Source organism: Ruminococcoides sp., assembly GCF_057037865.1.
In genome coordinates this window covers 1-26,222 of record NZ_DBLZMS010000011.1, presented here as the reverse complement: position 1 = coordinate 26,222, position 26,222 = coordinate 1, and the positions used below count along the sequence as shown (strand labels likewise).

Genomic DNA, 26,222 nt, shown 5'->3' with positions numbered 1-26,222 from the left:
GTGGGGTTGTTTTTTTCTGTAACAGAAAATGAGTGCATTTTTTCTTGCCATTACCGTAGTAATTGTTTATAATTAAGTTATGACAATAAAAGAAGGCATAAACGATGCAAACGATAGATGAGGCACTAAACAAACTGAAAAAATCTGATTTTCGCAGTCGGTTTCATTTAAAGCAAAAGGACATTGACTATATTAATGAAAAGGGAATGAATAAAATCCGCTCCCATGCAGAAGATTTTGTCAGAACACGGCTTGCACCAAAATATATTCCGAATGACGGAAAGCAAACGCCTATGAGGGGACACCCTGTTTTTATCGCACAGCACGCCTGTGCCTGTTGTTGCAGAGGGTGTCTTAACAAGTGGTACAGAGTTGCAAAGGACAAACAGCTTAACGAGGTCGAACAGCAGAAAATTGTAAATCTGCTTATGGCTTGGATTGAAAGGGAATACAATGATTATAATTCCAATAAAGAATGATAGATAAGGGCAAAAAGATGAGTGATAAATTAAGCGTGTTAAAAGATTACTTCGGACACGATTCTTTCAGAGACGGACAGGAACAGATAGTTGACGCTTTGCTTGACGGCAGAGATGCACTTTGCATTATGCCCACAGGTGCGGGCAAGTCTATGTGCTATCAGATTCCCGCATTACTTTTTGACGGGGTGACAATTGTTGTGTCACCTCTGATTTCGCTTATGAAGGATCAGGTCGGCTCACTCGTTCAGTCGGGAGTTCCTGCGGCATATATAAACAGCTCGCTTTCATATCCGCAATTTCTGCGAGTGCTTTCAAATGTTGAACACGGAAAATACAAAATCATCTATGTTGCACCCGAAAGGCTGTTGACTGACGGATTTCTCGACACCTGTAAAAAGATAAAAATCTCAATGGTTGCAGTTGACGAGGCTCATTGCGTTTCACAATGGGGACAGGATTTCAGACCGAGTTACCTCAAAATTATTTCATTTGTTGAAAGCCTTGCAAATCGTCCGATTGTCGGAGCATTCACCGCAACGGCTACAAATGATGTAAAAGAAGATATAAAGAAAATTCTCAGGCTTGAAAATCCGTTTGAAATTACAACGGGATTTGACCGCCCAAACCTTTTCTTCGGTGTAATAAAGTCATCGTCAAAGGACGAAAAGCTTATTGACCTCATTCGGGAGCGTGGCGACAGGTCGGGAATTGTCTATTGTGCAACCCGAAAAAATGTTGAATCTGTCTGCGAATTGCTTTGCGATAACGGCTTTTCGGCGGCAAGATACCATGCAGGTCTTGATGAATACGAACGCAGGAAAAATCAGGAGGATTTTGTTTTTGACCGAAAAAATATTATGGTTGCAACCAATGCTTTCGGTATGGGAATTGACAAGTCAAATGTTACATATGTAATTCATTACAATATGCCGAAAAACATTGAAAGCTACTATCAAGAGGCAGGACGGGCAGGTCGTGACGGCGGTGAGGCTGATTGTATTTTGCTCTACAGTCCTAAGGATGTTCGTCTAAATCGCTTTATGATTGAAAATTCCGAGGGCAACGATGAACTTACAATTGAAGAAAACGAGCAAATTCGTGAGCGTGATTTTGAACGCTTAAAATATATGACCTTTTACAGCACAACAAACGATTGTCTGCGTGGATTTATTCTGCGGTATTTCGGCGGTGAAAAGAAGGCTTACTGCGGAAAATGCTCCAACTGTCTTTCAGTTCACAAGCTTGTTGATGTCACAATTGACGCTCAAAAAATTATGTCGTGTATTGCAAGAACAGGACAAAGGTACGGCAAAACCGTGATTTGTGATGTGTTAAGGGGCAGTAAAAGCGAGAAAATTCTAAAAGCTGAGCTTAACAATCAGTCAACCTACGGAATAATGAAAGAGGTTACGGCAAGGCATATTTTCGGCACAATTGACTTTCTTGCCGAAAAGGAGTATATTTCATCCGACAATGAAACCGAGGCCCTAAAACTTTTGCCAAAGAGCCGAGATGTGCTTTTCGGACGAGAACGGCTTGTGATGAAGAAAGTTGAAAACTCCGAAAAGGTTGTCAAAACGCACCGTCCCGAAGTGCCTGTCAATTCCGATTTACTTGATGCGCTCAAGGCTTTGCGAAAAGGCATTGCATCCAAAAAGAGCGTTCCTGCCTATGTTATTTTTACCGATGCAACGCTGATTGATATGTGCAAAAAATGCCCCGAAACACCAGATGAAATGCTTGAAGTTTCGGGTGTGGGCAGAACAAAGCTTGAAAAATTCGGAAAACAATTTCTTGAAGAAATCGCAAAATTCAGATAACTTCATATACTGTTAAAGGATGAACGAATTCGTTTGTCCTTTTCTTTTACAATTATCAAAATTGCATTGAAATAATTAGTACAAAGTGATACAATAATTACAGAGAAACAACAGATTGGAGGCATTTGTATGGCTGACATATTTGATTACATAAGCTGGCGCGGCGATTTGACATTTGAACAGGACGGTTTTAACGAGCTTGACGCACTTGTGCTTTCACGGCTTTCATATCTTCCTTTTGACGGTGCGGTATCGTCCTGTCTGTTTGATGAAATTACCCTTGAACAGGCGGCAATGCGTGTGTTTGCAACCGATGATTACGAGAAAAATCTATTGTGGAAGGGTGACGCCGACCTTTTGAAAGCAACGGCAGAGAGCAAGAGATTCGGCAAAATTCTTGTTTCGGGGTATGTAAACGAGGTTGAGTCCGATGTGAGTATGCAGTTTTCCGCAATCACTTTTGAATTTCTCAAAAAGAATTATTTTATTTCATACAGAGGAACGGACTTTTCTCTTGTCGGCTGGCAGGAGGACTTCAATATGTTCTTCACATTTCCGTTGCCGTCACAGAAAAAGGCTCTTGATTATTTTGAAAAGGCAGTCCGTATGCTCAACGGAAAATTCATTCTGGGCGGTCACTCAAAGGGCGGAAATCTTGCGGTTTATGCCGGTGCTTTTACCGATGAAAATTCAAGAAATCACATTGATTATATTTACAATTTTGACGGACCGGGGTTTTCTCTTGACAAAATCAGGGACAGCGGATTTTATGAAGTCGATGACAGAATCTACACCTTCGTTCCGCAGTCAAGCATTTTCGGCATGATGTTTGAGCATGAGGAGAGCTATACAATTGTAAAGAGCAATCAAAAAGGTTTTCTCCAACACGATGTCTATTCGTGGGAGATTGAGCAGAACAGCCTTGTCAGGCTGAAAAGCACTACAAATTTCAGCGTTTTCTTTGACCACACGCTGAAAGAATTTGTTGAATCGCTGACAATTGCTCAAAGACGGGAGTTCACAAAAGAGGTTTTTGCCCTTTTGTCGCTGACCGAAACCGCAACCTTTAATGAGATGCTGAAAAATCCGCTTAAAAACACGGGAACAATCCTAAAATCCTTTGCAGGTCTTGATAGCAAAACGAGAAATATGCTTTTGAAAACAATCTTCGCATTCGTTAAAAGTGCAAAAAACAATTTTTCCGACATAACAGGCGGTCAGAAATCAATTGAAATAACGACATAATATCATATAATATTATAAATACTCCTCAGATACTTGATTGCATCTGAGGAGTTTGCTATAATTATATGGTAAGAAAAAGTGTATTGATTTTTTCGACTGTTACAGAGAATAAGAGTTCTTCACAAATTTACATAAAAGGATAATGACATATGAAAACGACTAACAACATTAAGAGAACAATGACAATTGCAATTGCAGCGGCAATGATTACAGCAACAGCAATGCTTTCGGGTTGCGGTTGTGACGATAGTAATGCAATAAATAAGACTGCAACAACAGTTCAGACTACAAGCGTAGAAGAAACAACAGTATCGGAAACAGCACCGACTCTTTCTGAAACAGATAAAGCAATTACCGATGCAGGACTCAAAGTAGGTGCTGACGGCAAAATTACTGATAAGAATGGCAAAGAAGTGAAAGTTGATAGGGACGGTAAGGTTGAGGTTAAAAACGAAAAGGGTGAAACCGTCAAGGTAGATTCTTCTGAAGTGAAAAAGGCAAATCAGAACAAGGTAAAGGTTGACAGCTATCCGACAAACTCATCTTCTCAGAAGAAGGACACAAGCACATCAGGCAAGAATAACAATTCTTCCTCAAAGTCAAATACTTCAAAATCTGACAGCAAAAAGGACACTTCATCTAAGAGCGACAGCTCAAAGCAGGAGAGTTCAAAATCTGAATCATCCAAAACACCGCAGAGCAGTTCATCAAGTTCAAAACCTGACTCATCTAAGAATGAATCTTCAAAGCCGACTCCTAAGCCTCAGCATACACACAGTTGGACAAACATTACCGAAAAGGTAAAAGTTGTTGACAAGAAAGCATATACCTACGAGGAACCAGTGTATGAAGAACACGACAGAACTATTTGCAATGACTGCGGTGCAGACTTGACAAATATGAGCGAATCGGAATTAACTCACCATTGTGGTAACCATTTACTTAATGGGGGTAAAGGCTCTTATCGTAATGAATGGGTTAATGTACAGGTCGGTACTAAAACGGTAACCGTTCCGGAAAAGAGTCATTACGAAAACAAGGTAATCGGCAGAAAATGTTCGGGTTGCGGTAAAGCAGAATACTATTGATTCTAAAAAAGGGTTGTTGCCTACAAATGGTAACAACCTTTTGTGTTTACTATAAAGAAATAACCGCCCTGTAATCGTAATACAGAGCGGTTATTAAAAATAAAAATCGTTCAAGCGAAACAGCTAAAGCTGTTTCCTTACTTGTATATTAACATAATAATTATGTCAACTGTCAGGGTACCAATCGGTACTCTATTTTTTTACTCAGAAAACATATGAAAGCGGAGTGTTCAATAAGCTCTGCTTTTTAAATGTCAATCGTCAGTTCAACGGGACAATGGTCAGAACCTAAAATTTCGGTATGGATTTTTGCACCGTCAAGCTTGCTTTCAAGAGCTTTTGAAACGATAAAATAGTCAATACGCCAGCCCGCATTTTTTTCACGAGCCTTGAATCTGTATGACCACCACGAATACACGCCCTCTGTATCGGGATAGAAATAGCGGTAGGTGTCGATAAAGCCGTCATCGAGCAACGCTGTCATCTTTGAACGCTCTTCATCGGTAAAACCTGCATTTTTACGGTTGGTTTTCGGATTTTTCAAATCAATTTCTTTGTGTGCAACATTCAAATCACCGCACATAATAACCGGCTTTTTTTCTTCAAGTTTTTTCAGATATGCCTTGAAATCATCTTCCCATTTCATTCGGTAATCAAGCCTTTTTAGCTCGCTTTGCGAGTTTGGAGTGTAGCAGGTGACAACAAAACAATTGTCAAATTCTGCCGTGATAACTCTGCCCTCGTGGTCGTGTTCGTCAATGCCGATTCCGTAACTTACATTTAACGGCTCTTCCTTTGTGAACATAGCCGTTCCCGAATAGCCTTTTTTGTCGGCATAGCACCAATACTGATGATATCCTTCAAGCAAGAGGTCAATCTGTCCCTCTTGAAGTTTTGTTTCCTGAAGACAGAAAATATCTGCGTCAACATCTTTAAAAAAGTCCTCAAAGCCCTTTGTAACACAGGCACGAAGTCCGTTTACATTCCACGAAATCAATTTTTTCATAATTTACTCCCGTACACACAAAAGGGAGCAAGCATTGCCTGCTCCCAAATTGCCAATTTGTTAATTATTCTTCTGCGGAAAATTCGTCTTTGCCTACACCACAGAGAGGGCATACCCAATCCTCGGGTACATCTTCCCATGCTGTGCCTGCATCAACGCCGTTGTCGGGATCGCCGATTTCAGGATCGTAAACATATCCGCAAACATCGCATACATATTTCATACTATCAAATCTCCTGTTCAAAGTCTGTTGTGTAATCGGTTAGTTGTTGGTCATACGATTATCAAGCTGACTTTTTTGATTTTTTATTTTTTAATGATTACTTAAAGTATCTGTTAAGAAGACCTCTAAAGCCTGCGCCGTGTCTTGCTTCATCCTTTGCCATCTCGTGAACCGTGTCATGAATAGCGTCAAGGTTCTGAGCCTTTGCACGCTTTGCAAGGTCGAACTTACCTTCGCAAGCACCTGTTTCTGCATCTACACGCATCTGAAGATTCTTCTTTGTGCTGTCTGTAAGAACTTCGCCTAAAAGCTCTGCAAACTTGGCAGCGTGTTCAGCCTCTTCAAAAGCATACTTTGTAAATGCGGCAGAAACCTCGGGATAGCCTTCTCTGTCTGCAACTCTTGCCATTGCAAGATACATACCGACTTCGCTGCATTCTCCCTCAAAGTTAGCTCTGAGATCCTTGAGAATATCTTCGCTTACGCCCTGAGCAACGCCAACCTCGTGAACTGTTGCGAAAGACGCCTCCTCGTCCATCTGCTTAAATTTTTCCTTCGGTGCCTTACAAACAGGGCAAGCCTCGGGAGCTTCGGGACCTTCATAAACATAACCGCATACTGTGCAATACCATTTCATAATTACTTCTCCTTTGTAATAAATATTAGTGTACTTCTGCCGAACATTTAGGACATATGCCGTAGTAGATAACAAATCTGTTTTCTACCTTAAATCCCTCTTCGGCAAGCTGTGACTCAAGGTCATCAGCATTTTGATTGTCTTCAACATCAATAACTGCTTTGCATTTGTTGCATACAAAGTGGGGGTGCGGCTCTGTGTTGCCGTCAATACGCTCCTCACCGTTTACATTGCATATAACGCTGACCTTTCCTTCATCCTTAAAAAGAGCAATGTTTCTGTAAACCGTGCCAAGACTAAGGTCGGGAATTTCGGGCTTTAATTTATCATAAACCCAGCGTGCGCTCGGATGAGTGTCCGTACCGCACACAGCGTTGTAAATTGCATTGCGTTTTGAGCTGAAATTTCTTTTTGCCATAATTCATAAATCCTTATGCAATATTAGTCAGTACCGATTGACCAAAATCAGTAATCAGTATTAACTTTGGCTATATTCTATCACGCAGATGTTTAATTATATTTACAATAAAGAATTATAGATAAAAAATCTTGCACAAAGAATTGGGAGGAAATATAGTGAAATCAAACAAAACAGTAAAAATTATCATTTTTACGGCTCTCTTCCTGTCTGCGGTAATTTTAATATCGGTAATGACAGGTGCAGTAAAAGAAACAACGGCTGATACCGACAGCGTAAAACTGCCCGTAATAATGTATCACTCACTTTTAAAGGACGAAAAACTGCAAAATGACTACACTGTTTCACCGACTCTTTTTGAAAACGATTTAAATTATCTTGCCGAAAACGGCTACACAACCGTTGTTGTAAAAGACCTTACCGATTATGTTTACGGCAAAAAATCATTGCCCGAAAAATGCATTATGCTGACCTTTGACGACGGCTATTATAATAATTATTATTATGCACTCCCTTTGCTTGAAAAATACAACTGCAAGGCGGTCATATCTCCGATTGCGTCAGTGTCCGAAAAATTCACCGAAACCAAGGATATTTCCGTGACCTACGGTCATATAACTTTTGACGATATGAAAGAAATGTCCGATTCGGGCTATGTTGAAATTCAGAATCATTCGTACGATATGCATTCTTTGAAATCACGAAAGGGTGTTTTGCCAAAAGCGGGGGAGAGTGACGAAGCATATAAATCTATTCTTACGGAAGATGTTGTCAAAGCTCAAGGCTTGCTTGAAAATGCAACAGGAAAAAAACCGACCTGCTTTGTATATCCGTTCGGTGCAAAAAATGACCTGACCGAAAAGCTGATAAAAGAAATGGGCTTTTCGTGTACACTAACCTGTACGGAAAAGCCCAATATAATTACTAAAAATCCCGACAGCCTCTACGAGCTGGGACGATACCGCCGTGACCGCAACGAGTCAATGCAGAATCTTCTTATCCGAATTGAAACGCAGTCATAATATTTATACGGCAGATACGGCAGATTTTTCAGCCTTGGCGTTTCTTACAAAAGCCTCGCACAAAGCTATGAAGATGAAAAACAGCGGAGTTGTAATCGGCTGATAAAGGTTTACAACAGACTGAACAGCATAGCAGATAACAGCCGAAACGCACGCAATCAGCATCGGATTTTCCTTTGCATACTTAACTGCGTTCTTAATCGTACCGCACACAATGGCAAGATAGGAAAGAAGTCCCGTAATTCCGATTGTGATAAGGTAGTTTAGATATTCGTTATGGGCGGCATTTGTTGAGCTGTCACCGTATTTTGAAAGGTCATCAAAGTACGGACTGAATGCGGAGTAGAACATATCCGGACCTACGCCGAACAGCTTTTCAATAAATGAAGCGTCGCCGAAAATCCATATCGACCTTACCCACATAAAGCCTCTGTGCGTACCCCATATATCGTTAAAGCGGATAATTCTTTCAAAACTGCCGAGGTCGGTTTTGGTGTCAATACAGCTGAAATATACCATAATTCCTATCATGGCAACAGCACAAAATCCGAATACAACGGCAAGAGCAATCGGCACGGCTTTTGAAATTGTGATGTTTGGTTTTTTGTAATCAATAAGATACAAAATCCCTGTAATAAGGGCACAAGCTGCAAGCAATATCCAGCCGATGCCTGAGAAAACGAAAATTTCCTGAAATTTATCAAAGCCCTTGCTTTTGTCGTCAAAGCAGAGCGAGAACAATCTGAGCAGTTTTGCAAACAACAGCATAACAGTTGCCGAAAGGAAAAATCTTTTCAGTCTGACAAGGCTGTTTGAAAACCATACAAGGTAAATAATCATAAATACAGCCATGCCGAGAATGCCGGAATCGCTGTCGGCAGTCATAAGAGCCGCAAAGCCAAATCCTGTTGCAATAAGATAAATTGCCCTGAGCAAGGTTTTCTCCGTGATAACCGACATTGCAATCATAACAGGCATAGCGATGCAGATGTAGCTTGAAAGCAGATTTTTGTTGCCGATTGTTGAAGTGAAGTCGGTAATAGTCTGTTGGTCGGTGAGAAGAGTAAACATCCCGAGAGGATCAATATAGAATGAGTTAAGCACCGCAAGTGCATAAACTATCATTGAACCGAACGCAAGCGCAACGAATATGTATTCAAAATATTTAAAGCACCTTGTAATCATAAAATATGCTGCGGTGTAAAATGCCATAAGCACAAGTCCGTTGTTTCGTCCCTGAGTACCCATAAGTGCATCCAAAGGGTTTGCAGACAACAGCGTTGAAATGACATTTATCCCGAGGAATACAATAAATGCCCAGTCTATAAACGAAAGCTCTTCATACAAATGCTTTGGTTTAGGCTTTTCAAGCTTTGAGTCTTCCGGCGGTTTATCAACGCTTGCGGTCATAATAATAAGAAATTCCGCAATAACGAGAATACCCGTCAATATAATGAAAAAGTAATACTTGTCATGCCTGATGTTAAAATATGCGTCCGTGAAAAACAACGGAAAAAGCGTGAACATAATAAGCAGATAATAGTTTGTGAGCGCCTGCTGTACCGAATATTTTTCTTTTGGTTTGGCAGGCGGATTTTTATGCTTTGCAGAAGTCATAATAAAATAACCTTTCAATATAATGTACTTCAATTTTATAACGCACACACGATGTTGTCAAGAAATAAAGTAAGTTGAAAGCTCTGGTTTTCGACTTGTTTCGATTGGCATATGCTTGCAAAAGAACAATAATTGCATATTTTTCGGCACTTTTATTCCTAAATTAATACTTGTGGAAAAATTAGTATTGTATTTATCTCCGTAAAATGGTATAATTCCCCTTGAGATGTATTTCCATATTTGCAGGACAAAGACTTTTGTAAAAAATTGTTTATGAATTTATCTATTTGCAGATTGGGTGGTTTTATGAAAAAATTAGTTGTTTTTGGCTTTGACGGCACTCTTGCCGACACAGCCCCCGGAATTTTATATTGTTTCAATACAACAGCAGTTGCAATGGGCTATGAGCCTGTCGAACACAGCGCACTCTACGGAGTAATTGGCGCACCGCTTGAATACGGATTTAAAACGCTCTTTAATATGAGTGATGACGAAATTGAATATGCCGTAAAGAATTACAGCAAGCTTTATTCCCAGAAAGGAAAAGAGATGTTCACCGTCTATGACGGAATTTATGACGCTCTTCGTGAACTCAAGAAAAGCGGTTTTAAGCTTGCAATAGCAACTCAAAAGCACAGAATGTTCACGACGGATATTCTTGAAACCTACGAGGCGTCGGATGTTTTCGACGCAGTATGTGCAACAGATGTCGGTACAAACCTCACAAAGAGTCATCTGCTTTTGCAGGCGTGTGAGCAGACAGGAGTTTCCGTTGAAGAAAGTATCCTTGTCGGCGACAGCACAATCGAGGCAAAGGGTGCAGAAGAAATAGGTATGGACTTCCTCGCTGTGCTATACGGCTGGGGCTTTAAAACCAAGGAAGAGACCGAAGAGTACAAGTGCGTCGGTACAGTGTCATCTCCGGCAGAAATCTCTCAAAAAGTCATGGCACTCTGATTACGGTTAGTGCGTGTAAAGCAGTGCATAAATAGGATTAAAATTGTAAATTTTCCAAAAACAAATCGGGCAGTCATAACGATTGCCTGATTTTTTTATGCAAATTTAATTCTGTATAATAACAATGATACAACGACATACTTTTGCTTGTAAACGAGATGTTTGATAAACAGAAATATGATAGTACGGAATTGATATTGTTAAATTCTTTTACATAAATTTTAAAAGTTAATTTAAAATAATATTGAATTTTCACATATTGTATGCTAAAATAAAAATGCCAAACAAAAATTTAATTTCAAGTTCACCTAAGTGTGTATTTTTTATTTCGGTAAAAAATGCAGGCTCTATTTCAGCATACTTGTAGTAAGCGTTGAATTTGTTTGGCGACAAAAGGGCTATGTGTTTTTCGGGTGCGTAGCTTGTCTATGCACCTTTTTTATTAGAAAAACGGTGATGTTTTAAATTTTTTCAAAGTTTTTAAACTTTTTTTAAAAATTTTCAAAAAATTTTTCGAAAAAATGAACCTTTTTGCCGTTCAAAGTATCTAATATATAGGAACGCAAAAAAATTACAAAAAAGGAGGAAATATTATGAAGAAAATCAAAGAGCTTGTATCAAGTGCAAAGAGCGGAAATAAAAAGTCATTTGATAAGCTGTATGAGCTTACACATAATGATGTGTGGTACAACTGCCTTTCTTTGCTCAAAGATGAAGAAAACGCAAAAGACATAATGCAGGAAACCTACATCACCGCATTCTTAAAACTTGATACACTCAAAGATGAAGAAAAATTTTGCGGTTGGCTCACGGCAATAGCAACAAACAAAAGCAAAAATAAATTGAAAGGAAAGGTGGAATATCAGATAGATGATGAAGTTCTGATTACAGAAGCAGAAACAGACGAGTTAATGCTCCCCGAGGAGTACATAACCAAAACAGAAAAAAGAAAAGTACTGTTACAGATTATGGAAGACACACTTTCATTCAATCAGTATCAGACTGTTTTAATGTTTTATTTTGATGAAATGTCAATTTCTGAAATTGCACAGGGACTTGAAATTTCAGAGGGAACGGTAAAATCTCGCCTTAACTCTTCAAGAGCAAAGATGAAAACTGCAATTGAAGATTACGAAAAAAAGAGCGGTGACAAGCTTCACGGCGTTGTTGTTGTACCTTTCTTTACAACTATTTTCAAGGAAGAAGCAAAGAGCCTTGCAGTACCGAACATTACAATCAAGCTCCCGAACGGACAGACACTTGCAACCTCTGCAACAAAAGGCATTGCAACAGGTGCAAAGTCAACAGTTTCATCTATCGTAAAGGCAACAGCAACTGCGACAGTAAAAACAAAGGTAATTGCCGTTGTCTGCGGTGCTACAATACTTGCAGGCATATCAGCAGTCGGCATAAGCATTCTTGCAGGCTGTAACGCTGAGAAAGAACCGACAGAACCGTCAGTAATATCTTCAACCGTACAGACATCAACTGTTCCAACAACTGTACCGAAAACTACAGTTCCAAAGGCAGTTAAAGATTTGGTAGACAAGGGTGAAATCAAAGTCGACAAGGACGGCAACATCACAGACAAGAATGGTAAGAAAGTTGAAGTAAAAGACGGCAAAGTAAAAGTAAAAACCGATGACGGTAAGACAGTTACAGTTAAGGTTGACGATGTAAAAACTACAGTATCTAACAAAAACAACAGCAACAAGGGTAACACCGAAAAGAAAGAAGATACAAAGTCAAATACATCTTCAAAGACAAATACATCTGATAACGACAAGAAGCCAGCTAAGCCAAGCAACTCTTCAAGTAATAATCAGAAGCCAGCTACTTCTTCAAGTAACAACAAGAAGCCAGCGTCAAATACTGAAACGACAGCAGCTAAGAAGTATAAGTACTATAAGCATCACGATGCTGTGACAAAATTTCACGATAAGGAATGGATTGTAACAGGTACTCACGAGGAGCCAGTATATGGTTGGGTAGGTTACAATGTATGCAATGACTGCGGTATGAAGTTAGCAGATGCTAACTCAAGAAGAGAGCATCTTACTTGGGAAGTAAGAGAAAATGGTGGCAGAGGTTCTTATCATTATGAAGAAGAATATGTACAGACAGGCACAAAAACAGTAGAAGACGGTCATTGGAGAGAAGCTTATACAGAAACAATCACCCCAGCTTACGACGAGGAAGTATCTGAAAATGATCACTGGGATAAAAAAGTTCCTATCAACTAAGTGTGTTGGTATTAATTCGACAGCAAGTATAAATCCTTAAAATAATTATTAGGAAGAGAGGGTTCTTTATGAACCCTCTTTTTCTATGCTAAAAATAAATATTATACTAAAGAAAGTATTCAATTTAATTATAATATATGGTATAATATAATAAAATAAAAGGAAAGGTTGTAGAGTATATGGATTATATTAATTGCTTGCTGTTATTATTCATCTATTTCGTAGTGATAGAATTTTCATATGCAATGGATTTAGTTTCATGGTACAAGAGAGGTAAACATAGTGTACCTTTTTGTATATTTATGATTGTGGGTGGAATATCACTTGTATCAGTATTATTTTACATGGGGTACACTTTTGATTAGAGAAGTTAGCTTTTTTCGATATGTTTTAATCTTTTGAGAATTTATATAGGTATTTGTATTTAATATTTTGTTTATTTGATTTGCTTTAAAACGCTTTTGAAGTATTTTATTAATTAAAAGAGCAATGAGTGCAAATAAAAACCAAAGAAGAATAATAATGACTAAAAGATTAATGTCACTTTTAAAAAACATAATTAATATTAATAGTATTGTTACCGATATTATTAATATAATTACTACACTATGATTTTGCATAAAGATGTCTTTGGCAGTATGTGTGAAAGTTAATAAAGAGTTTATTCGTTTACAATAATTATCTATATGAAAGTTAGTATTCGGAAGATTATAGTTATACAAGATAGCTTGTATTTTAGCATTAATTATAGCTAAGGCTTTCATGCTATTTTCATAATCGTGGTAGCTATTTATGTGTTCTCTTGTTTTTAAGTGGTTACTAATTTCTTTAAAATCCTTTATATAGGTTATTAGAAGATTCTTATCCTTATCACAGATAATTTCCTTTTCGTTAATAATATGTTCTAAACTATTTATAATAGAGCAAGCCTGCTTAACGCAATCAATCTCAAAGATGTAATAATACTCTTTATAGGGTATATCTTTAATGTTCATAGATTTGTACTCCTTTGGGGTGTTTAGTTAAATAGTATCACTAAGTAGGGTAGAAATCAAGGTTCGTGTTTATTTGATATGCCTTTATGGAAAAACCAAGGGTATTAATAGTGTAAAAATAATTACTTATTTAAAAATAGAAAGGTTGTAGAGTATATGGATATTGGAGTACTACTATTTATCTGTTTGGTAGTAGTAGGTTTACTGGTTGTGATTTATATGTGGTACACTTTTTAATAGAAAAGTAATCATATTTAAAATAGAAAAGAGGTATTAAGATGACAATATGCAGTTTTGTAGGTGATGAAGCATAATGTTAATTGAGAACAAAAATATAGAGGATTGTTATGGTATGGGAATGCTCTGTAATCAACAAAATAAAAAAAGAGGTTAAGCATTAGAAAAAATTGCTTAACCTCTTTGTTGTTTTAATAATAGAAAAATCTTTGTGCTACGGTGTAATAAAATTTAAAAATATATTATCTTGTTTCCTTGAAAATCAGCAGGCAAACTAAAATGACAGTAAGTTTGACAGTAAGTTTGACTGCATTTTATTTTGTTTTAACTTAATTCAAAATTACTCAACTGAATTTTTAAAATCTCAAAAACCCAGTGTTTAAGCCACTTTTAAGGCATTTTAAGTAATTTTGGCAAAAAATAAAAGGCGGTTAAAAAACCACCTTTTTTGGTCGAGGTGAGCATACTTAGTGGCTTAAACACTGGCTTTTCAGCGTAAGGTGGTACTTTGTATGGTAATTCGGCAAGTTTGAAATTTAGTGAATTGAAAGACCGTTGTCTCTCATGTAGTCATTAGCTATTGCAATTTTTTCATTGCTGAACTCCTGAAACACATCACAATATGTATCCAAGGTAATGGAAATATCTTTGTGTCCGAGAAGGCTTTGAAGAACCTTTGCAGACATACCTGATTCAATACATCTTGTTGCATATGTGTGTCTCAATGAATGAAGTGAAACCTTTCCGTCAATGGAATCATCAAGAATATGGTGTTTTTTGATGACGTTAGCAAACTGACTATTCACCTGATTTGTAGTAACATACTTACCATTTGATGAAGTAAACAACAATCCTTCACGCTGGTCGTCAATATACTCTCTAAGGAAATAAGCAATTTCATCGCTGATAGGAATTTTTCTCATGCCGGCTTTGGTTTTAGTGCAGTTACTAAGAACGGTTTTGCCGTTCTTACCTCTGCTGACTGTTTTCCCAATGGTGATTCTATTGTTGATAAGGTCAATATCATTAACCTCAAGAGCATTGATTTCGCCCATGCGCATGCCTGTGAACATTGAAAGAATCATCTGTTCCGAATAGAGAATATCATTGCTTGTAAGAATGTCAGTCAATTTTTTCTGTTCTTTAACAGTAAGAGCACGTACCTTTTCAAACTTCTGATTTGATTTAGGTTTTTTAACATCATCCATAGGATTTTTGGTGATGATTTTCTTTTTGACAGCTTCTCTGAAAATGCAACCCAGCATAAGAAATACCTTATTGATAACTGACTGTGAGTAGTGAGTTATTGAAACAAGAAAGTCATAAATATCATCTTCGGTAGTTTTCTGAATAGGTATACTGTAGAGAGGTGACAACAATTTGAGTGTTTCACACTTTCTGTCATATGTAGTAGGTTTGATATGATTCAGCTGATATTCTCTATCAATGATTTTGTAACCCATGTCATAGACTGTAATCTTATTTTTGACATTATAGACACCCTGCTGTGCAAGAAACTTTTCTTTGTCCATCTTGCGGATTACTTCAAGTTCGGAATCTGCATAAACTGTTCTGCGCTTCTTGCCATCATCAGTTTCAATATTGAACTGTGCTACAAACTTATCGTGGCTATCATCATAATAGTGTGAACCTTCACCATAGGCAAGATGCTGTGTGCACTTATGATTGTTTTTAACAGTGTTGTTTGACTTATTGCTTTTGCCTTTTTTATGGTTCTTAGTTTTGTTATCCGTAATCATATTATCAATCATTTTAATTTTCTCCTCTTAATTTAATTTGATAATATGAACACAAAAGCTTTATTGATACACAAGCTATTTTATATCGAAAATGCCTTTGTGTCAATAATTAGCTTCTGTGTTCTTTGCTTTTATTTGAATTTATATTTTATTTTTAAACTTATGTCCTTCTTTTTTGTGTCCACTCGTGGAATGCCGTTGCTTCTACTTTAAGAGACTTTCCAATCTTAATAGCAGGAAAATCTTTTCTGCTCATAATCTTTCGTGCAGTTGGCAAAGAACATTCAAGGTAATTTGCAACATCCTTTGCTGAAAGAAAACTTAATGTAGTCATTTCCATCTCGTTATCGCCCCTTTCTGATTAAAATTTAATTCTATTATAAATATCTTCTGAAGATATCGGGCTTCCAAAGTTATTGTTTGTGACAGCAAAAGGATTTGCTCTGATTGAGTTATTGTCTGTAAGAAGGTTTCCTGTTTGACTGTCATAATATTCTCTGTGAATGTCAGATGAATTAACGTTGATAATTACGCTTATTCTTCTGAGTAACTGATTAAAACTGTCAATAAAATCGAAATATGTGATAGTATTGTGAAAAAGTTTATCGTAAAACTCTTTAGGAGTGAACGGTGATGTAATAATAATCAAATCTGCGGCAATTGCCTTGTCTCTGTATCTTGACGGTGCATTCATATCAAAGCCATAAGGGTCGAGCAACCTTAACATATCTCTGTAAGTGAGTCCGTCGTCAGGTCTCAATTCATCAAGAATTATCGTATGTTCTCCGTTGTAGTTTTGAAATAAGTCACGACTTGAACCGCTGATAAACCACGGGTTACCTTTGTCGGTCGCAATTTTTTTGGCAAGTCTTGTCTTGCCCAAACCTGACTGACCGTAAATCCAAATAACAATTAAGGGAACGTTACCGTCAATCATTTTCTTTCTGAATTTTTTTGATTCATCCGTAAGTCGCTTTGCATAAATGTCATCAATCTGCCTTTTGTAGCGAGCATATAAAGCGCCTGTTAATGAATCTTCGAGTTCTTCCCTTGTGATTTTTCCGTTGTACAAATCATCTAACTTTTCAGTCATTTTGATTTTCTTCGCATTGTTTTTTGCGTTCTGTTCGTAGATTTCAAGTTCTTTCGGATAATCGAAGTTAGCACTAACATCTATTGGATTGTACTGGTATTTGTCAGAACTATCTTTTGTCCTGTGTACAAGATAAGCAAAACCGTTTGCCGCTTTGCCATCCCATTTTGCAATCTGCTGTGGCTGAATACCAAGAGTCTTTGCAACATTTGAGATACTGCGTGCATTTAAAAATGAGAGCATTATATGTACATGAGGTTCAGCTATTTTGCTTGTACTTTCGTCAAAATCCTTATCATGCACTATCAGGGCAAAACGCTTTGGTTTAAGTGTACCTTCAATGAGGTCATACAATTTGTCAACATCTCCACCGTTTGGAAGGTATTTTAACTGTTGTACAGCCATCATATTTTTTGACTTAATTTGATTGCTTTTCAACTAAATTTCCACCTTTAATTTTTTAATGCTCAAGTGCGTTTTGGCACTTGGCACTTTAAGTATTGCCGTTGTAAACAAGCCCTACAACGGCAATACTTAGGCTGTATTTAATGATTGACTTGCTGGCACCACAACCGTGTTAACCACGGTTGTGGTGCTTTCCTTTCTTGTAATACAAGGAAAGTTGCCTGCCAAGTTGCTTGTACACGTCAAAATCCATAATAGGAAAGTGCACAGGCTGAACATTATCATTTACGCCGTCAGGACTTGAAAACCAAGCATCGCCTGCTTTATAAGTCTGACCGTCCTGAAACTTTTCAAGCTGTACATTGTCCCAAAGAAGTTTTCCCTCGGTCAAGGTAGGCTTAAAAAGTATTTTTGTCTGCATTGCAGAGCGGAGCATTGACGGAAGACCGCCTTCCTGAACACTTGCTTCTGCAATGCTGACAATGACAAAACACCCAGCAGATGCACCCATGGTAACAATTCTTTTGAGAAGGTTATCAAAAGCTTCAAGACTGTAATCAGGGGCATTCTTTAACGGCTTTTTTGGAAGAATTGAACGCAATGCAACATACTCGTCAATGAACAGGAACGAGCAGTGCATTCCTGCTTCCCACCACTTGACAGCGTTGCCTGTCTTTTCTGACAAATCATTAAGATAGGCTTGTCTTTTGGTGATAGTTTCCGAAAAATGTTTTATAGCTTTCAGAATGTTTTTTGCTTCACCGTCATTATCAAGTGTATAAGTGCGCGGAAGTCGTGACAATTCAGCCATTTTAGGGTCAATTATCATGATTTCACTACCGAAATTGTCTCTGCCTAATACCAATGCTTGTAAAATAATGGAAATTACACCCGTTGTTTTACCGCTTCGTGTTTTGCCTGCTACGAGTATTGAACCACATGATTTAAGGTCAATCAAAGTACCTTTCTGCACTCTGATACGATTTTTACTGATTTCAGAAGGCTTCATATCATTGATACTACGGAAATAAAAATTTCTGTCAACGCTTATGTCTCTTATAGTGTATTCAACATAAGTTCCGTATCTATCGGTAGCGGCATCAATAACAACAAAGTTTTTAAACCTTTTGTTAAGAGCCGCCGATACATATGAACCTGCTTCCATAAGTTTCGTAATGTTCACACCGTTTGGAATAACCCTTATATGGTACAAGTCGTAGGTGAATTTTTCACATGTGAATTTTGGCAATTTTTCGCCTTCTTTGAGATTCAGAGGATTACCGTTTCTGTAATAACAGAAAGCATTTCTGACTTTACGGTTTATAACTCTTGTTTCGTCTATGAAGTCGAAAAATAAAGATGTGAATGAAACCATAAAGAACAAAAAAGCGGTTGCGGCACTTATGACACCAACAACTAATGGCACTATCATTGCTTTTGTACCGTGAATGAATGGAATATTCATTCCTAAGCCAAAAACAATAGTCATCAATGTTGCTATCGCACCGACTGTAATAAATTTTACAGTCGGTGCGCAGTAAGAAATTCGTGCCGCTTTTGTACTGAAAGTCTGCATTATTTAGACACTTCTTTCTTAATAATTGTAACATCATCGCAAGTGATGCTAAGCATATTATTGTATTCTCCATAAACCTTTGCTACAGGGTTTACAGGAGCAACATAAGCCTCCTCAGGAATAACAATATCCTTCGGGACTTTAAAAGTCAGCTTTTCGTAACGATTGCTGCCTTCTTTGCCATGGTAATCTGTACCGTCTTTAATGATAATACAGTTTACTTTTGTACCACGGTGTTCTTTGGTGTTGTAATCATTCCAAGGAACACAATTGATACATTTAATCACTTTGTTACCAAAAAATTCTTTTGCATCAAATTTCTGAAAGAGCTGCAAAAAGTGCATCGAAATTCACTCCCTTCTTAATTGAAAAAAAGGAAAAAAATATGAATTATTTTTTACGAAAAAATAATCGACACCTCGAAAATCCGCTCAAATAAAGGGATTTCGAGCGATGGCTTAAAATTAGGAAAATTAAATCAACAATCTTAAAGATGATTTATTTTTGTTCAAAAATAAATTCATAAAATCTTACCCATTTTTCAATGTATTTTGTCAAAATTTTTCCTTTCGACACCTATATAGTACCACAACACACAAAATATAACAATGGTAATTTATTTTGACTAATAAATTTTTGCTTTTTAAAAAATATCGAAAAAAGTTAAATATAAGGGTTGATTTATGAATATTTAGGCGTATAATAGAAGTAGAAACAGATAAAAAAACGTGTGCGAAAATAGGAATTTTTATTTTGCAAAAAATATTTTTTAAAAAATTTTTTTGCAAATTCAAAAAAATTTCATGTATTCATTGTATAACTAAAAATCTAACAAAAAGGAGTCTTCAAATGAACAGAAAATCAGATAAAATTGGCGCAGATAAAATCGCCAATATATACTTCAAAGTAAGATATAAGTTAAATTTTCCAGATGAGTTTAATAGATATTCTAAAAATTCAAGAGGTAAATATAATTACACTTCATCTCTTGACAGATTCAAAGAAAGTCTTCGTCACAAAATCAAAGTTTTAAAGGACAGAAATATTTTTAATGATATTGATAACGAAAATCCAACTACTGAGAACCATGACAAAAAGGTTACTATTGAGGAGTTTGACAGTAAGTGCGGATATTATTTGCTTAAATATTTTAAGAAGTACCATTCTGACAAATTTAAGTATATGACTGAGGAATCCGTTAGTAAGTTTAATGATGATTTTAGAAGTCTTGAAAACATTGCTAAGATTAATGAACTGCATAGTAAATTTGATGAGATAATTTCAATGTATAATCAGAGAGAACCTGAGTTAAACGAATTTATCGGCAAACACCTTTCTGATTTCAAGTATAATGAGTACATTGATAAGATGAACGCTTTTATTAGTAATTTGGATGTTCTTGTTAAGGAAGAAGAAAAGTTGAAACGAAACTATAATAAATACATTTCTAAAACTAATTCTGATACACAAACATAAAAATGACCGCTTGTTTAGGCATACTAAGCAGGCGGTTATTCTTTTATTCAACAAAAAGTCATCACAAATGAGGAGAAATTACCTGCATATTGTTGACTAATTATAATTAAAGATATAAAATTTAGTTACAGATGTAAGTATCATCAAAACATACTTTTTAGGAGGCATAATAATGAAATCAAAAAGAATAATACCGTTATTGCTTTCTGCAATAATGACGGTAGGCACGGCAACAGCAGTTCCGTTTACGGCAAGCGCTGTTGAAACGAATGCCCCTGTTGTTTCGGCACAGTCAGCAAAGACAAGTCTTGCAACCCCGAAAATCTCAAAGGCTGAAAGTATAAACGGCGGTGTAAAAATAAGCTGGGGCAAGGTGAACGGTGCTGAAAAGTACAGAATTTACTACAAGGGCAGTAAAGGTTGGACAAGAATGGTCGATACAACTTCAACCTCATATATCGATAAGGATGTTTCATCAGGCAAAAATTACACCTACACAGTAAGATGCATCAACTCATCTGCAACTAAGTTCACAAGCGGATATAACGGCAAAGGCAAGTCAATTAAATATATTGCCGCTCCTGAAATTTCAAAGCTTGAAAGTGTAAACGGCGGTGTAAAGATATGCTGGAACAAATCAAACGGTGCTGAAAAGTATAGAATTTACTACAAGGGTAGTAAGGGTTGGACAAGAATGGTCGATACAACTTCAACCTCATATATCGATAAGGATGTTTCATCAGGCAAAAATTACACCTACACGGTAAGGTGCATCAACTCATCTGCAACTAAGTTCACAAGCGGATATGATTCAAAGGGCAAATCAGTAAAATATATTTCAGCTCCGAAGATTACCAAAGCCGAGAGCGTAGACGGCGGTGTAAAAATCAGTTGGGATAAAGTAAACGGTGCTGAAAAGTACAGAGTTTACTACAAGAGCCGTAAAGGTTGGACACGAATGGTCGATACAACTTCAACCTCGTATATTGACAAAGATGTTTCATCAGGCAAGACATATACCTACACAGTAAGATGTATCAATTCATCAGCTAACAAATTCACAAGCGGATATGATTCAAAGGGTGTCACCGTAACAACCCCTGTAAAGCCCTCTGTTAAGCTTGACAAGACAAACCTTACTCTCACTAAGGGTAAGACATATACGCTCAAGACAACCGTTACAGGTACAAATAAGGCTGTATCATGGTCGTCATCGAACTCAAGCGTTGCTTCCGTTGATAAGAATGGCAAGGTCACAGCTAAGACTAAGGGTACTGCCACAATCACAGCTAAGGTTGACGGTGCATCAGCATCTTGCAAAGTAACCGTTAACGAACTTGCCAAAACAACTATTAAGCTTGATAAGACTAAAGTGACACTCGGTGCAGGCGAACCTTGTACACTTAAAGCTACGGTAAGCCCGTCACAGAAAGTGACATGGACATCGTCAAATCCTAAGCTTGTAAAGGTTGACTCAAACGGCAAACTCACTGTTACAAAAGCTCTCTATGACATCGAGGACTACTGGGCTGATGTAAAAATTACCGCTAAAGCAAACGGTGTCTCGGCAACATGCATTGTATCAGCTGACGGATACAGAACATATCACAAGTACGCAATCGTGCCTGTATATAAACCGACAGACTTAGATGTATGCAAAGGCTGCGGCAGGTTAATCAAATACAATGCCGCTCCCGGAACAAAATATGAAACTGAAGACGGTCGTAAAGGAATTTTTATCACAAAAAGCGACCATGATGAGCACCGCAATGCACACGCACGCAATGGCGAACCCGGCGGTTGGTACAGCGAAGTTGTAATGCTTAAAGTCGGCGAACGCGTACAGCGTGAAGGCTGGTATGTCGATTAAAAACCCGTAACAAACATGGCTGACAAAAGCTGTGACATAAATACAAAAAAGACCTCGTGAAAATATCCACGGGGTCTTTTCATTATGTGAAAGGAGACTCACACACTATGTTATTACACGAAAAATACAAACCCTATGAATTTATTAACTTAGACCGTTTTGAAAAAATCAAAATCGAAAAAGCTGACGGGAATGTAGCAACACATTACAACATCGTAGGCGTAAACAAATTCAGCAACATTACTTCAGTTGAAACAGTGCTTGCGACTTTCTATTCGGAAACAGAAGCTCAGGATGCACTGAACACCATCATGCAAGGTTATATAGATGACGCAAAAATCATCAATATTAAATATTGACGAATAAAGGAGAATAACCAAATGCTTGACTTTTTTACAGACCTTTATTACTACAAAAAAGCCTATCTCATAGGCGAAGACTGCCTCGGTCATGCAGTAAACAAAATTACAAAGCCGTATGAAGACAGAACAAAAACCATTGATTCTGTCAAAGAGTTAATAGACTTGCTCACTGAAGCGAAAGCCGCCATTCTCAAACACATCCCTGAGAATGTTCTCAGCGAGAGCGAATGGACGGGAATAGATTATGTAGATTATGACAGATACACGAGACGAAATTACGGCAATGTATTTTTCAACGAAATCCCTAATGACAATCTCACAGACACAGCTCTCAAAAGATATTTTGAAATCAGTAATCTCAAAGGCTGGATTAAGTCGGAGAACGGCTATCCCAATGCCTATATGGTAACGCTGTATAATTTCAATAACTACGAGGTTATGTTTGAAAACGAGAAAGGAAATAATGTATGAAAATTTTTTTGCATTCTGTTGCATATTCTCAAAAAATAAATACCCCTTAATTATTTCAAAAATCATTTTTGTAAATAAAAGACCTCAAAATCATGTCTTGTCACAAAAACACAAAAAATTTCAAAAAGTATATATACCTACTTTATAATACACCACATAGTAAAACACGTAAAAATACACTGTTAAAATTACACAAATAATTAAGGTGTATTTTATTATATATAAAATTTTTTCTTATATTAACTTAAATTTTTTTGTGTTTTTGTGACAAAATCCCAATAGCCCCTTATTTAAGCCATTTTCTTTGTCACACTTTTTTTTCAACTTTGTGCCAATATTTTTTATAAATATTCAAAACACCAGTATTTAAGCCATTTTCTTTGTCACAAAAAATTTCAAATATTTGTGACAAAACCGCTGAAATCACTCAAATCACACCCTCTTTTCACTGTATTATTCCTATTAAGAATAATTCTTGCTGTATTACTCTGAAAAAATAAGTCAAATTTCTGCCCATTTTCGTCCCATCAAAGGACATTTTGTAACCTAAAAATGTCCCGATAACTCAGCTTCAAAAATATAGTCCATTTTATTATAAATATTAAAAATCAAGGCAAAAACACGTTTTAATTCTCTAAAAGAATCAAAACACAGAAAAACACAAATTTTGTCACAAATATTTGTGACATAAAAAATGGCTTGTACGCTGGCTTTTCGAGCCAACCCCAATTTCTTGTCACAAATATTAAAATTTTTTGTGACAAAATCACGGGACAATTTGATATAGCAAAAAGGTCACAAGTGGGCTTTTTTTGTCCAAAAATGGGTTTAAAAATTGCACAATTAAATTGTAAAAATGTAAATTCAGCGTATAATTATTCACAATTTCGCAAATAAAAAAAGCTATCTGATAACGAATATCATATAGCTTAGTTTCTGTATATGCTGTAGAATGAAAACTTTGATTTAATTACTTACTCATCTGTTCTGCAAGGTGCAGAGGGTGACATATGTACGGAAGACCGTCCTGACCTTTCACATCTTTGTGTGCTTTAAAAGCAAGTTTAATTGCTTTTTTAGTAAGTTTAGTATAAATCAAAATGTCTGTCCCCTTTCTATTTAGTTGGTATCTCGCTGCCTGTATAGGCAGTTAATCGGTATAGTCTTTTTGTGTAATTAACGAAGAAATTATTTTTAAAATCATTTCAGTTAATTATTACGGCTATTTATTTGCTGAGTTATGCCCATTTGTGGGATGTAAATGGGATTCGCAGAGTAAGTGTCGGTGCAAAAGACTATACCCATTTAATTATAGCATAGCTATATATTTAATTCAAGATAGAAAAAATTTACCCGATGGGTTTTCCATCGGGTAAAAGTCTTAATACGTTTCTTTCTTACCGCAGGTTGTGCAGTGTCTGCCTGTTGTGACAGTTTGAGTTACGTCTTTTGTTACGGCAGGTGTTGTCTTGGTGTAATGGTCTGTGTGCTCTGAGTAAGAACCTGCGCCACCGTTGTAAGCGTGATTGAGAATATGACTGTCGATGTCAGCGTCAATTTGAGAGCTGGTGTAGGAGTCTGTTTCTTCAGTAACAGTCCATTTTTTACCACAATCATTACAAGAATAGTTTATACGCCAATAAGTAACTGTTTTTGCAGGTGTCACTGTGACTGTTTTGGTTACTTTTTTAGTGTCATTCACCCATGTGTGAGTATGCTGTGTCGGTTTAGCGGCAGGTTTCTCAGTAGGCTTAGGCTTAGGTTTCTGCGTTGGCTTGGGCGACGGTTTGTCAGGCTTTGAAGTCTGAGATGAGTCAGACTTGTCAGGCTTCGAGGTTTGTGACGAATCACTCTTAGATGATTCAGTCTTGGATGACTCTTGAGGGTCATTCTTCGATGAGTTATTTTCGGACGAGGACGAACTCTGTTCGTGCGATGAATTACTCGTGCTGCTGCTTGCAGCAGGGTTGGTTTCGTTTGGTTTCTTGTTGTCGGTTGTACCTTCGGTACTGCCGACAGTACTGTCAGATGCATGTGTGCTCTCAGTGACGGACTGTGTAGGTGTATTTACTGTGATAGTTCCGTCATCGCCGCAGCCTGTGGCAATGACACTGCAGATGACAGCGCAAAGAACGATTGGAATGATTGATTTATGTTTCATATAGTTAGTCTCCTTTGCTTTAACGATGTATCAGCTATGAATTGTCATGTTGATATGAATTGCTTGCTATCACCTCGCAAAAGTAAATTTAATCATGCTTTGTGAAAGAAACAAATTCAGCACACAAGCTACATATTAGCTTTAAAAAATGCTTGCAGATTTTTTAAAACTAATATGAAATATAAAAGTATTGTTTTAAAAAAAGGTGCAGAACAAGAGCCTGCACCGAAAAACACAAAGCCCTGATTGTTGCGACACAAACTTCACTCCCAACAATGGTATGCGAAAAAGAGCCTGCATTTTTACCTAATTAAAAATGCAAACCACCGTGGGATAATGTATTCAGTTTGTGTCGCAACTATATGATATCACATAAATATATATTTTGCAATAATATAGAATATTTTGACAATAAAAAAAGACTAAGCCTGTATGACTTAATCCTAAAAAATGAATTTGTTAAGTTGTGTTCAATAAAGACTTTTGTGTTCAAAAAAATTTTTTTGAAAAATTCTAAAATTCACCTGATTTTTAACCAATCCAAAAATCATGGTGGTATTTAATATGGTAATTCAGGTGGTAATTGCCGTTTTTTTAACTTAACTCAAACATATCTCAAATTATCGTAAAATTACCAAAAACCGCATAGGAATGGGAAGAAAAGTAACTTTGAGTAAAGTTGAGAAAAAATAAAAGGTGGTTAAAAAACCACCTCTTTTGGTCGAGGTGACAGGACTTGAACCTGCGGCATCTTGGTCCCAAACCAAGCACTCTACCAAACTGAGCTACACCTCGAAATGTTGTTTAATAACAACAGCTTAATTATTATATACCATATTTTCGGATTTGTCAACATAATTTTCGTTTTTTATTCAAAATTAATTCAAATATTTTGAAAATCACCATAAAACAGACCGAAAATGCGATACAAAACAGCCGTCCCTACATAAGAAACGGCTGTTGGTGCAGGTAACTTGCAAGGGGGATAGGAATGGGGAAAATAGGGGATTTTGTTAGCTATATGTAAGCTACAGAACATAATTATGAACAATTCAGGA

The 26,222-nt window shown here is 37.0% G+C and carries 24 protein-coding genes and 1 tRNA gene; 11 read left to right on the top strand and 14 right to left on the bottom strand.

Features of this window, described 5'->3' with window-relative positions; genetic code table 11:
• Positions 1-104 precede the first annotated feature (104 nt).
• The 4 genes from AC2HW8_RS09375 to AC2HW8_RS09360 all read left to right on the top strand — a co-directional run bounded on the left by AC2HW8_RS09375 (position 105) and on the right by AC2HW8_RS09360 (position 4,635).
• Entirely contained in the window at positions 105-479 is a 375-nt protein-coding gene (locus AC2HW8_RS09375; protein WP_021883627.1) for a DUF4186 domain-containing protein, read from the top strand.
• Between the two features lie 17 nt (positions 480-496).
• Positions 497-2,302, top strand: coding sequence for a DNA helicase RecQ (gene recQ / locus AC2HW8_RS09370; protein WP_484327480.1), 1,806 nt, complete (start codon positions 497-499; stop codon positions 2,300-2,302).
• A gap of 129 nt (positions 2,303-2,431) precedes the next feature.
• Positions 2,432-3,547 (top strand): Mbeg1-like protein, encoded by a 1,116-nt coding sequence (locus AC2HW8_RS09365; protein WP_484327479.1) that lies wholly within the window; start codon positions 2,432-2,434, stop codon positions 3,545-3,547.
• 149 nt (positions 3,548-3,696) lie between these two features.
• Positions 3,697-4,635: a hypothetical protein gene (locus AC2HW8_RS09360; protein WP_484327478.1), complete on the top strand. Its 939-nt coding sequence runs from the start codon at positions 3,697-3,699 to the stop codon at positions 4,633-4,635.
• A gap of 247 nt (positions 4,636-4,882) precedes the next feature.
• On the opposite strand, the gene AC2HW8_RS09355 is transcribed toward AC2HW8_RS09360, so the two are convergent.
• From AC2HW8_RS09355 to AC2HW8_RS09340, 4 genes are all read right to left on the bottom strand, one after another.
• Positions 4,883-5,641, bottom strand: a complete 759-nt coding sequence (locus AC2HW8_RS09355; protein ID WP_118102051.1) for an exodeoxyribonuclease III — start codon at positions 5,639-5,641, stop codon at positions 4,883-4,885.
• Between the two features lie 64 nt (positions 5,642-5,705).
• The gene (gene rd / locus AC2HW8_RS09350) at positions 5,706-5,864 is read right to left on the bottom strand and encodes a rubredoxin (protein WP_015524278.1); all 159 of its coding nucleotides are present in this window, start codon (positions 5,862-5,864) and stop codon (positions 5,706-5,708) included.
• Between the two features lie 97 nt (positions 5,865-5,961).
• On the bottom strand, positions 5,962-6,501 hold the full coding sequence (locus tag AC2HW8_RS09345; RefSeq protein ID WP_015524277.1) for an NADH peroxidase: 540 nt from the start codon (positions 6,499-6,501) through the stop codon (positions 5,962-5,964).
• A gap of 25 nt (positions 6,502-6,526) precedes the next feature.
• Complete coding sequence (locus tag AC2HW8_RS09340) at positions 6,527-6,919, bottom strand: Fur family transcriptional regulator (protein WP_021883631.1); 393 nt, start codon at positions 6,917-6,919, stop codon at positions 6,527-6,529.
• A 158-nt stretch (positions 6,920-7,077) separates the two neighbouring features.
• On the opposite strand from AC2HW8_RS09340, the gene AC2HW8_RS09335 reads away from it, so the two are divergent.
• Entirely contained in the window at positions 7,078-7,941 is an 864-nt protein-coding gene (locus tag AC2HW8_RS09335) for a polysaccharide deacetylase family protein (RefSeq protein WP_484327477.1), read from the top strand.
• 3 nt (positions 7,942-7,944) lie between these two features.
• On the opposite strand, the gene AC2HW8_RS09330 is transcribed toward AC2HW8_RS09335, so the two are convergent.
• Entirely contained in the window at positions 7,945-9,558 is a 1,614-nt protein-coding gene (locus AC2HW8_RS09330) for an O-antigen ligase family protein (RefSeq protein WP_484327476.1), read from the bottom strand.
• 306 nt (positions 9,559-9,864) lie between these two features.
• Between AC2HW8_RS09330 and AC2HW8_RS09325 the strand changes: the two genes are divergently transcribed.
• Together AC2HW8_RS09325 and AC2HW8_RS09320 are read left to right on the top strand one after the other, a co-directional pair.
• Positions 9,865-10,515: an HAD family hydrolase gene (locus AC2HW8_RS09325; RefSeq protein WP_015524274.1), complete on the top strand. Its 651-nt coding sequence runs from the start codon at positions 9,865-9,867 to the stop codon at positions 10,513-10,515.
• A 593-nt stretch (positions 10,516-11,108) separates the two neighbouring features.
• Positions 11,109-12,758, top strand: a complete 1,650-nt coding sequence (locus AC2HW8_RS09320; RefSeq protein ID WP_484327475.1) for a sigma-70 family RNA polymerase sigma factor — start codon at positions 11,109-11,111, stop codon at positions 12,756-12,758.
• Positions 12,759-13,093: 335 nt separating this feature from the next.
• Here the strand turns inward: AC2HW8_RS09320 and AC2HW8_RS09315 are convergent, their stop codons facing one another.
• The 6 genes from AC2HW8_RS09315 to AC2HW8_RS09290 form a co-directional block, all read right to left on the bottom strand.
• On the bottom strand, positions 13,094-13,753 hold the full coding sequence (locus tag AC2HW8_RS09315) for a hypothetical protein (RefSeq protein ID WP_484327474.1): 660 nt from the start codon (positions 13,751-13,753) through the stop codon (positions 13,094-13,096).
• 773 nt (positions 13,754-14,526) lie between these two features.
• Positions 14,527-15,762, bottom strand: coding sequence for a tyrosine-type recombinase/integrase (locus AC2HW8_RS09310; protein WP_293642710.1), 1,236 nt, complete (start codon positions 15,760-15,762; stop codon positions 14,527-14,529).
• Between the two features lie 148 nt (positions 15,763-15,910).
• Entirely contained in the window at positions 15,911-16,090 is a 180-nt protein-coding gene (locus tag AC2HW8_RS09305) for a helix-turn-helix domain-containing protein (protein ID WP_415946969.1), read from the bottom strand.
• A 21-nt stretch (positions 16,091-16,111) separates the two neighbouring features.
• Positions 16,112-17,281, bottom strand: a complete 1,170-nt coding sequence (locus AC2HW8_RS09300; protein WP_484327473.1) for a Rep family protein — start codon at positions 17,279-17,281, stop codon at positions 16,112-16,114.
• Between the two features lie 139 nt (positions 17,282-17,420).
• Positions 17,421-18,824 (bottom strand): FtsK/SpoIIIE domain-containing protein, encoded by a 1,404-nt coding sequence (locus AC2HW8_RS09295; protein ID WP_484327472.1) that lies wholly within the window; start codon positions 18,822-18,824, stop codon positions 17,421-17,423.
• On the bottom strand, positions 18,824-19,168 hold the full coding sequence (locus tag AC2HW8_RS09290) for a hypothetical protein (protein WP_484327471.1): 345 nt from the start codon (positions 19,166-19,168) through the stop codon (positions 18,824-18,826). Before AC2HW8_RS09290 ends, AC2HW8_RS09295 begins: the two co-directional genes overlap by 1 nt.
• Before the next feature lie 505 nt (positions 19,169-19,673).
• Between AC2HW8_RS09290 and AC2HW8_RS09285 the strand changes: the two genes are divergently transcribed.
• From AC2HW8_RS09285 to AC2HW8_RS09270, 4 genes are all read left to right on the top strand, one after another.
• The gene (locus tag AC2HW8_RS09285) at positions 19,674-20,300 is read left to right on the top strand and encodes a hypothetical protein (protein WP_484327470.1); all 627 of its coding nucleotides are present in this window, start codon (positions 19,674-19,676) and stop codon (positions 20,298-20,300) included.
• A 172-nt stretch (positions 20,301-20,472) separates the two neighbouring features.
• Positions 20,473-22,170: an Ig-like domain-containing protein gene (locus AC2HW8_RS09280; RefSeq protein ID WP_484327469.1), complete on the top strand. Its 1,698-nt coding sequence runs from the start codon at positions 20,473-20,475 to the stop codon at positions 22,168-22,170.
• Between the two features lie 107 nt (positions 22,171-22,277).
• Entirely contained in the window at positions 22,278-22,529 is a 252-nt protein-coding gene (locus AC2HW8_RS09275) for a hypothetical protein (RefSeq protein ID WP_484327468.1), read from the top strand.
• A 21-nt stretch (positions 22,530-22,550) separates the two neighbouring features.
• Positions 22,551-23,003: a hypothetical protein gene (locus AC2HW8_RS09270; protein ID WP_484327467.1), complete on the top strand. Its 453-nt coding sequence runs from the start codon at positions 22,551-22,553 to the stop codon at positions 23,001-23,003.
• Positions 23,004-23,973: 970 nt separating this feature from the next.
• Here AC2HW8_RS09270 and AC2HW8_RS09265 read toward each other — a convergent pair.
• The 3 genes from AC2HW8_RS09265 to AC2HW8_RS09255 all read right to left on the bottom strand — a co-directional run bounded on the left by AC2HW8_RS09265 (position 23,974) and on the right by AC2HW8_RS09255 (position 25,959).
• Positions 23,974-24,102, bottom strand: a complete 129-nt coding sequence (locus AC2HW8_RS09265) for a hypothetical protein (protein WP_303693399.1) — start codon at positions 24,100-24,102, stop codon at positions 23,974-23,976.
• Positions 24,103-24,384: 282 nt separating this feature from the next.
• Positions 24,385-25,164, bottom strand: coding sequence for a hypothetical protein (locus AC2HW8_RS09260; RefSeq protein WP_484327466.1), 780 nt, complete (start codon positions 25,162-25,164; stop codon positions 24,385-24,387).
• A gap of 718 nt (positions 25,165-25,882) precedes the next feature.
• Positions 25,883-25,959: transfer RNA gene (locus AC2HW8_RS09255), tRNA-Pro, on the bottom strand.
• Positions 25,960-26,222 lie beyond the last annotated feature (263 nt).

Coding starts and splice junctions, on each gene's coding strand:
- AC2HW8_RS09270 (WP_484327467.1), top strand. CDS start 22,551: ATGCTTGACTTTTTTACAGACCTTTATTACTACAAAAAAGCCTATCTC.
- AC2HW8_RS09290 (WP_484327471.1), bottom strand. CDS start 19,168: ATGCACTTTTTGCAGCTCTTTCAGAAATTTGATGCAAAAGAATTTTTT.
- AC2HW8_RS09340 (WP_021883631.1), bottom strand. CDS start 6,919: ATGGCAAAAAGAAATTTCAGCTCAAAACGCAATGCAATTTACAACGCT.
- AC2HW8_RS09375 (WP_021883627.1), top strand. CDS start 105: ATGCAAACGATAGATGAGGCACTAAACAAACTGAAAAAATCTGATTTT.
- AC2HW8_RS09365 (WP_484327479.1), top strand. CDS start 2,432: ATGGCTGACATATTTGATTACATAAGCTGGCGCGGCGATTTGACATTT.
- AC2HW8_RS09325 (WP_015524274.1), top strand. CDS start 9,865: ATGAAAAAATTAGTTGTTTTTGGCTTTGACGGCACTCTTGCCGACACA.
- AC2HW8_RS09275 (WP_484327468.1), top strand. CDS start 22,278: ATGTTATTACACGAAAAATACAAACCCTATGAATTTATTAACTTAGAC.
- AC2HW8_RS09355 (WP_118102051.1), bottom strand. CDS start 5,641: ATGAAAAAATTGATTTCGTGGAATGTAAACGGACTTCGTGCCTGTGTT.
- AC2HW8_RS09345 (WP_015524277.1), bottom strand. CDS start 6,501: ATGAAATGGTATTGCACAGTATGCGGTTATGTTTATGAAGGTCCCGAA.
- recQ (WP_484327480.1), top strand. CDS start 497: ATGAGTGATAAATTAAGCGTGTTAAAAGATTACTTCGGACACGATTCT.
- AC2HW8_RS09310 (WP_293642710.1), bottom strand. CDS start 15,762: ATGATTGATAATATGATTACGGATAACAAAACTAAGAACCATAAAAAA.
- AC2HW8_RS09330 (WP_484327476.1), bottom strand. CDS start 9,558: ATGACTTCTGCAAAGCATAAAAATCCGCCTGCCAAACCAAAAGAAAAA.
- AC2HW8_RS09315 (WP_484327474.1), bottom strand. CDS start 13,753: ATGAACATTAAAGATATACCCTATAAAGAGTATTATTACATCTTTGAG.
- AC2HW8_RS09285 (WP_484327470.1), top strand. CDS start 19,674: ATGAACAGAAAATCAGATAAAATTGGCGCAGATAAAATCGCCAATATA.
- AC2HW8_RS09360 (WP_484327478.1), top strand. CDS start 3,697: ATGAAAACGACTAACAACATTAAGAGAACAATGACAATTGCAATTGCA.
- AC2HW8_RS09320 (WP_484327475.1), top strand. CDS start 11,109: ATGAAGAAAATCAAAGAGCTTGTATCAAGTGCAAAGAGCGGAAATAAA.
- AC2HW8_RS09280 (WP_484327469.1), top strand. CDS start 20,473: ATGAAATCAAAAAGAATAATACCGTTATTGCTTTCTGCAATAATGACG.
- rd (WP_015524278.1), bottom strand. CDS start 5,864: ATGAAATATGTATGCGATGTTTGCGGATATGTTTACGATCCTGAAATC.
- AC2HW8_RS09260 (WP_484327466.1), bottom strand. CDS start 25,164: ATGAAACATAAATCAATCATTCCAATCGTTCTTTGCGCTGTCATCTGC.
- AC2HW8_RS09305 (WP_415946969.1), bottom strand. CDS start 16,090: ATGGAAATGACTACATTAAGTTTTCTTTCAGCAAAGGATGTTGCAAAT.
- AC2HW8_RS09295 (WP_484327472.1), bottom strand. CDS start 18,824: ATGCAGACTTTCAGTACAAAAGCGGCACGAATTTCTTACTGCGCACCG.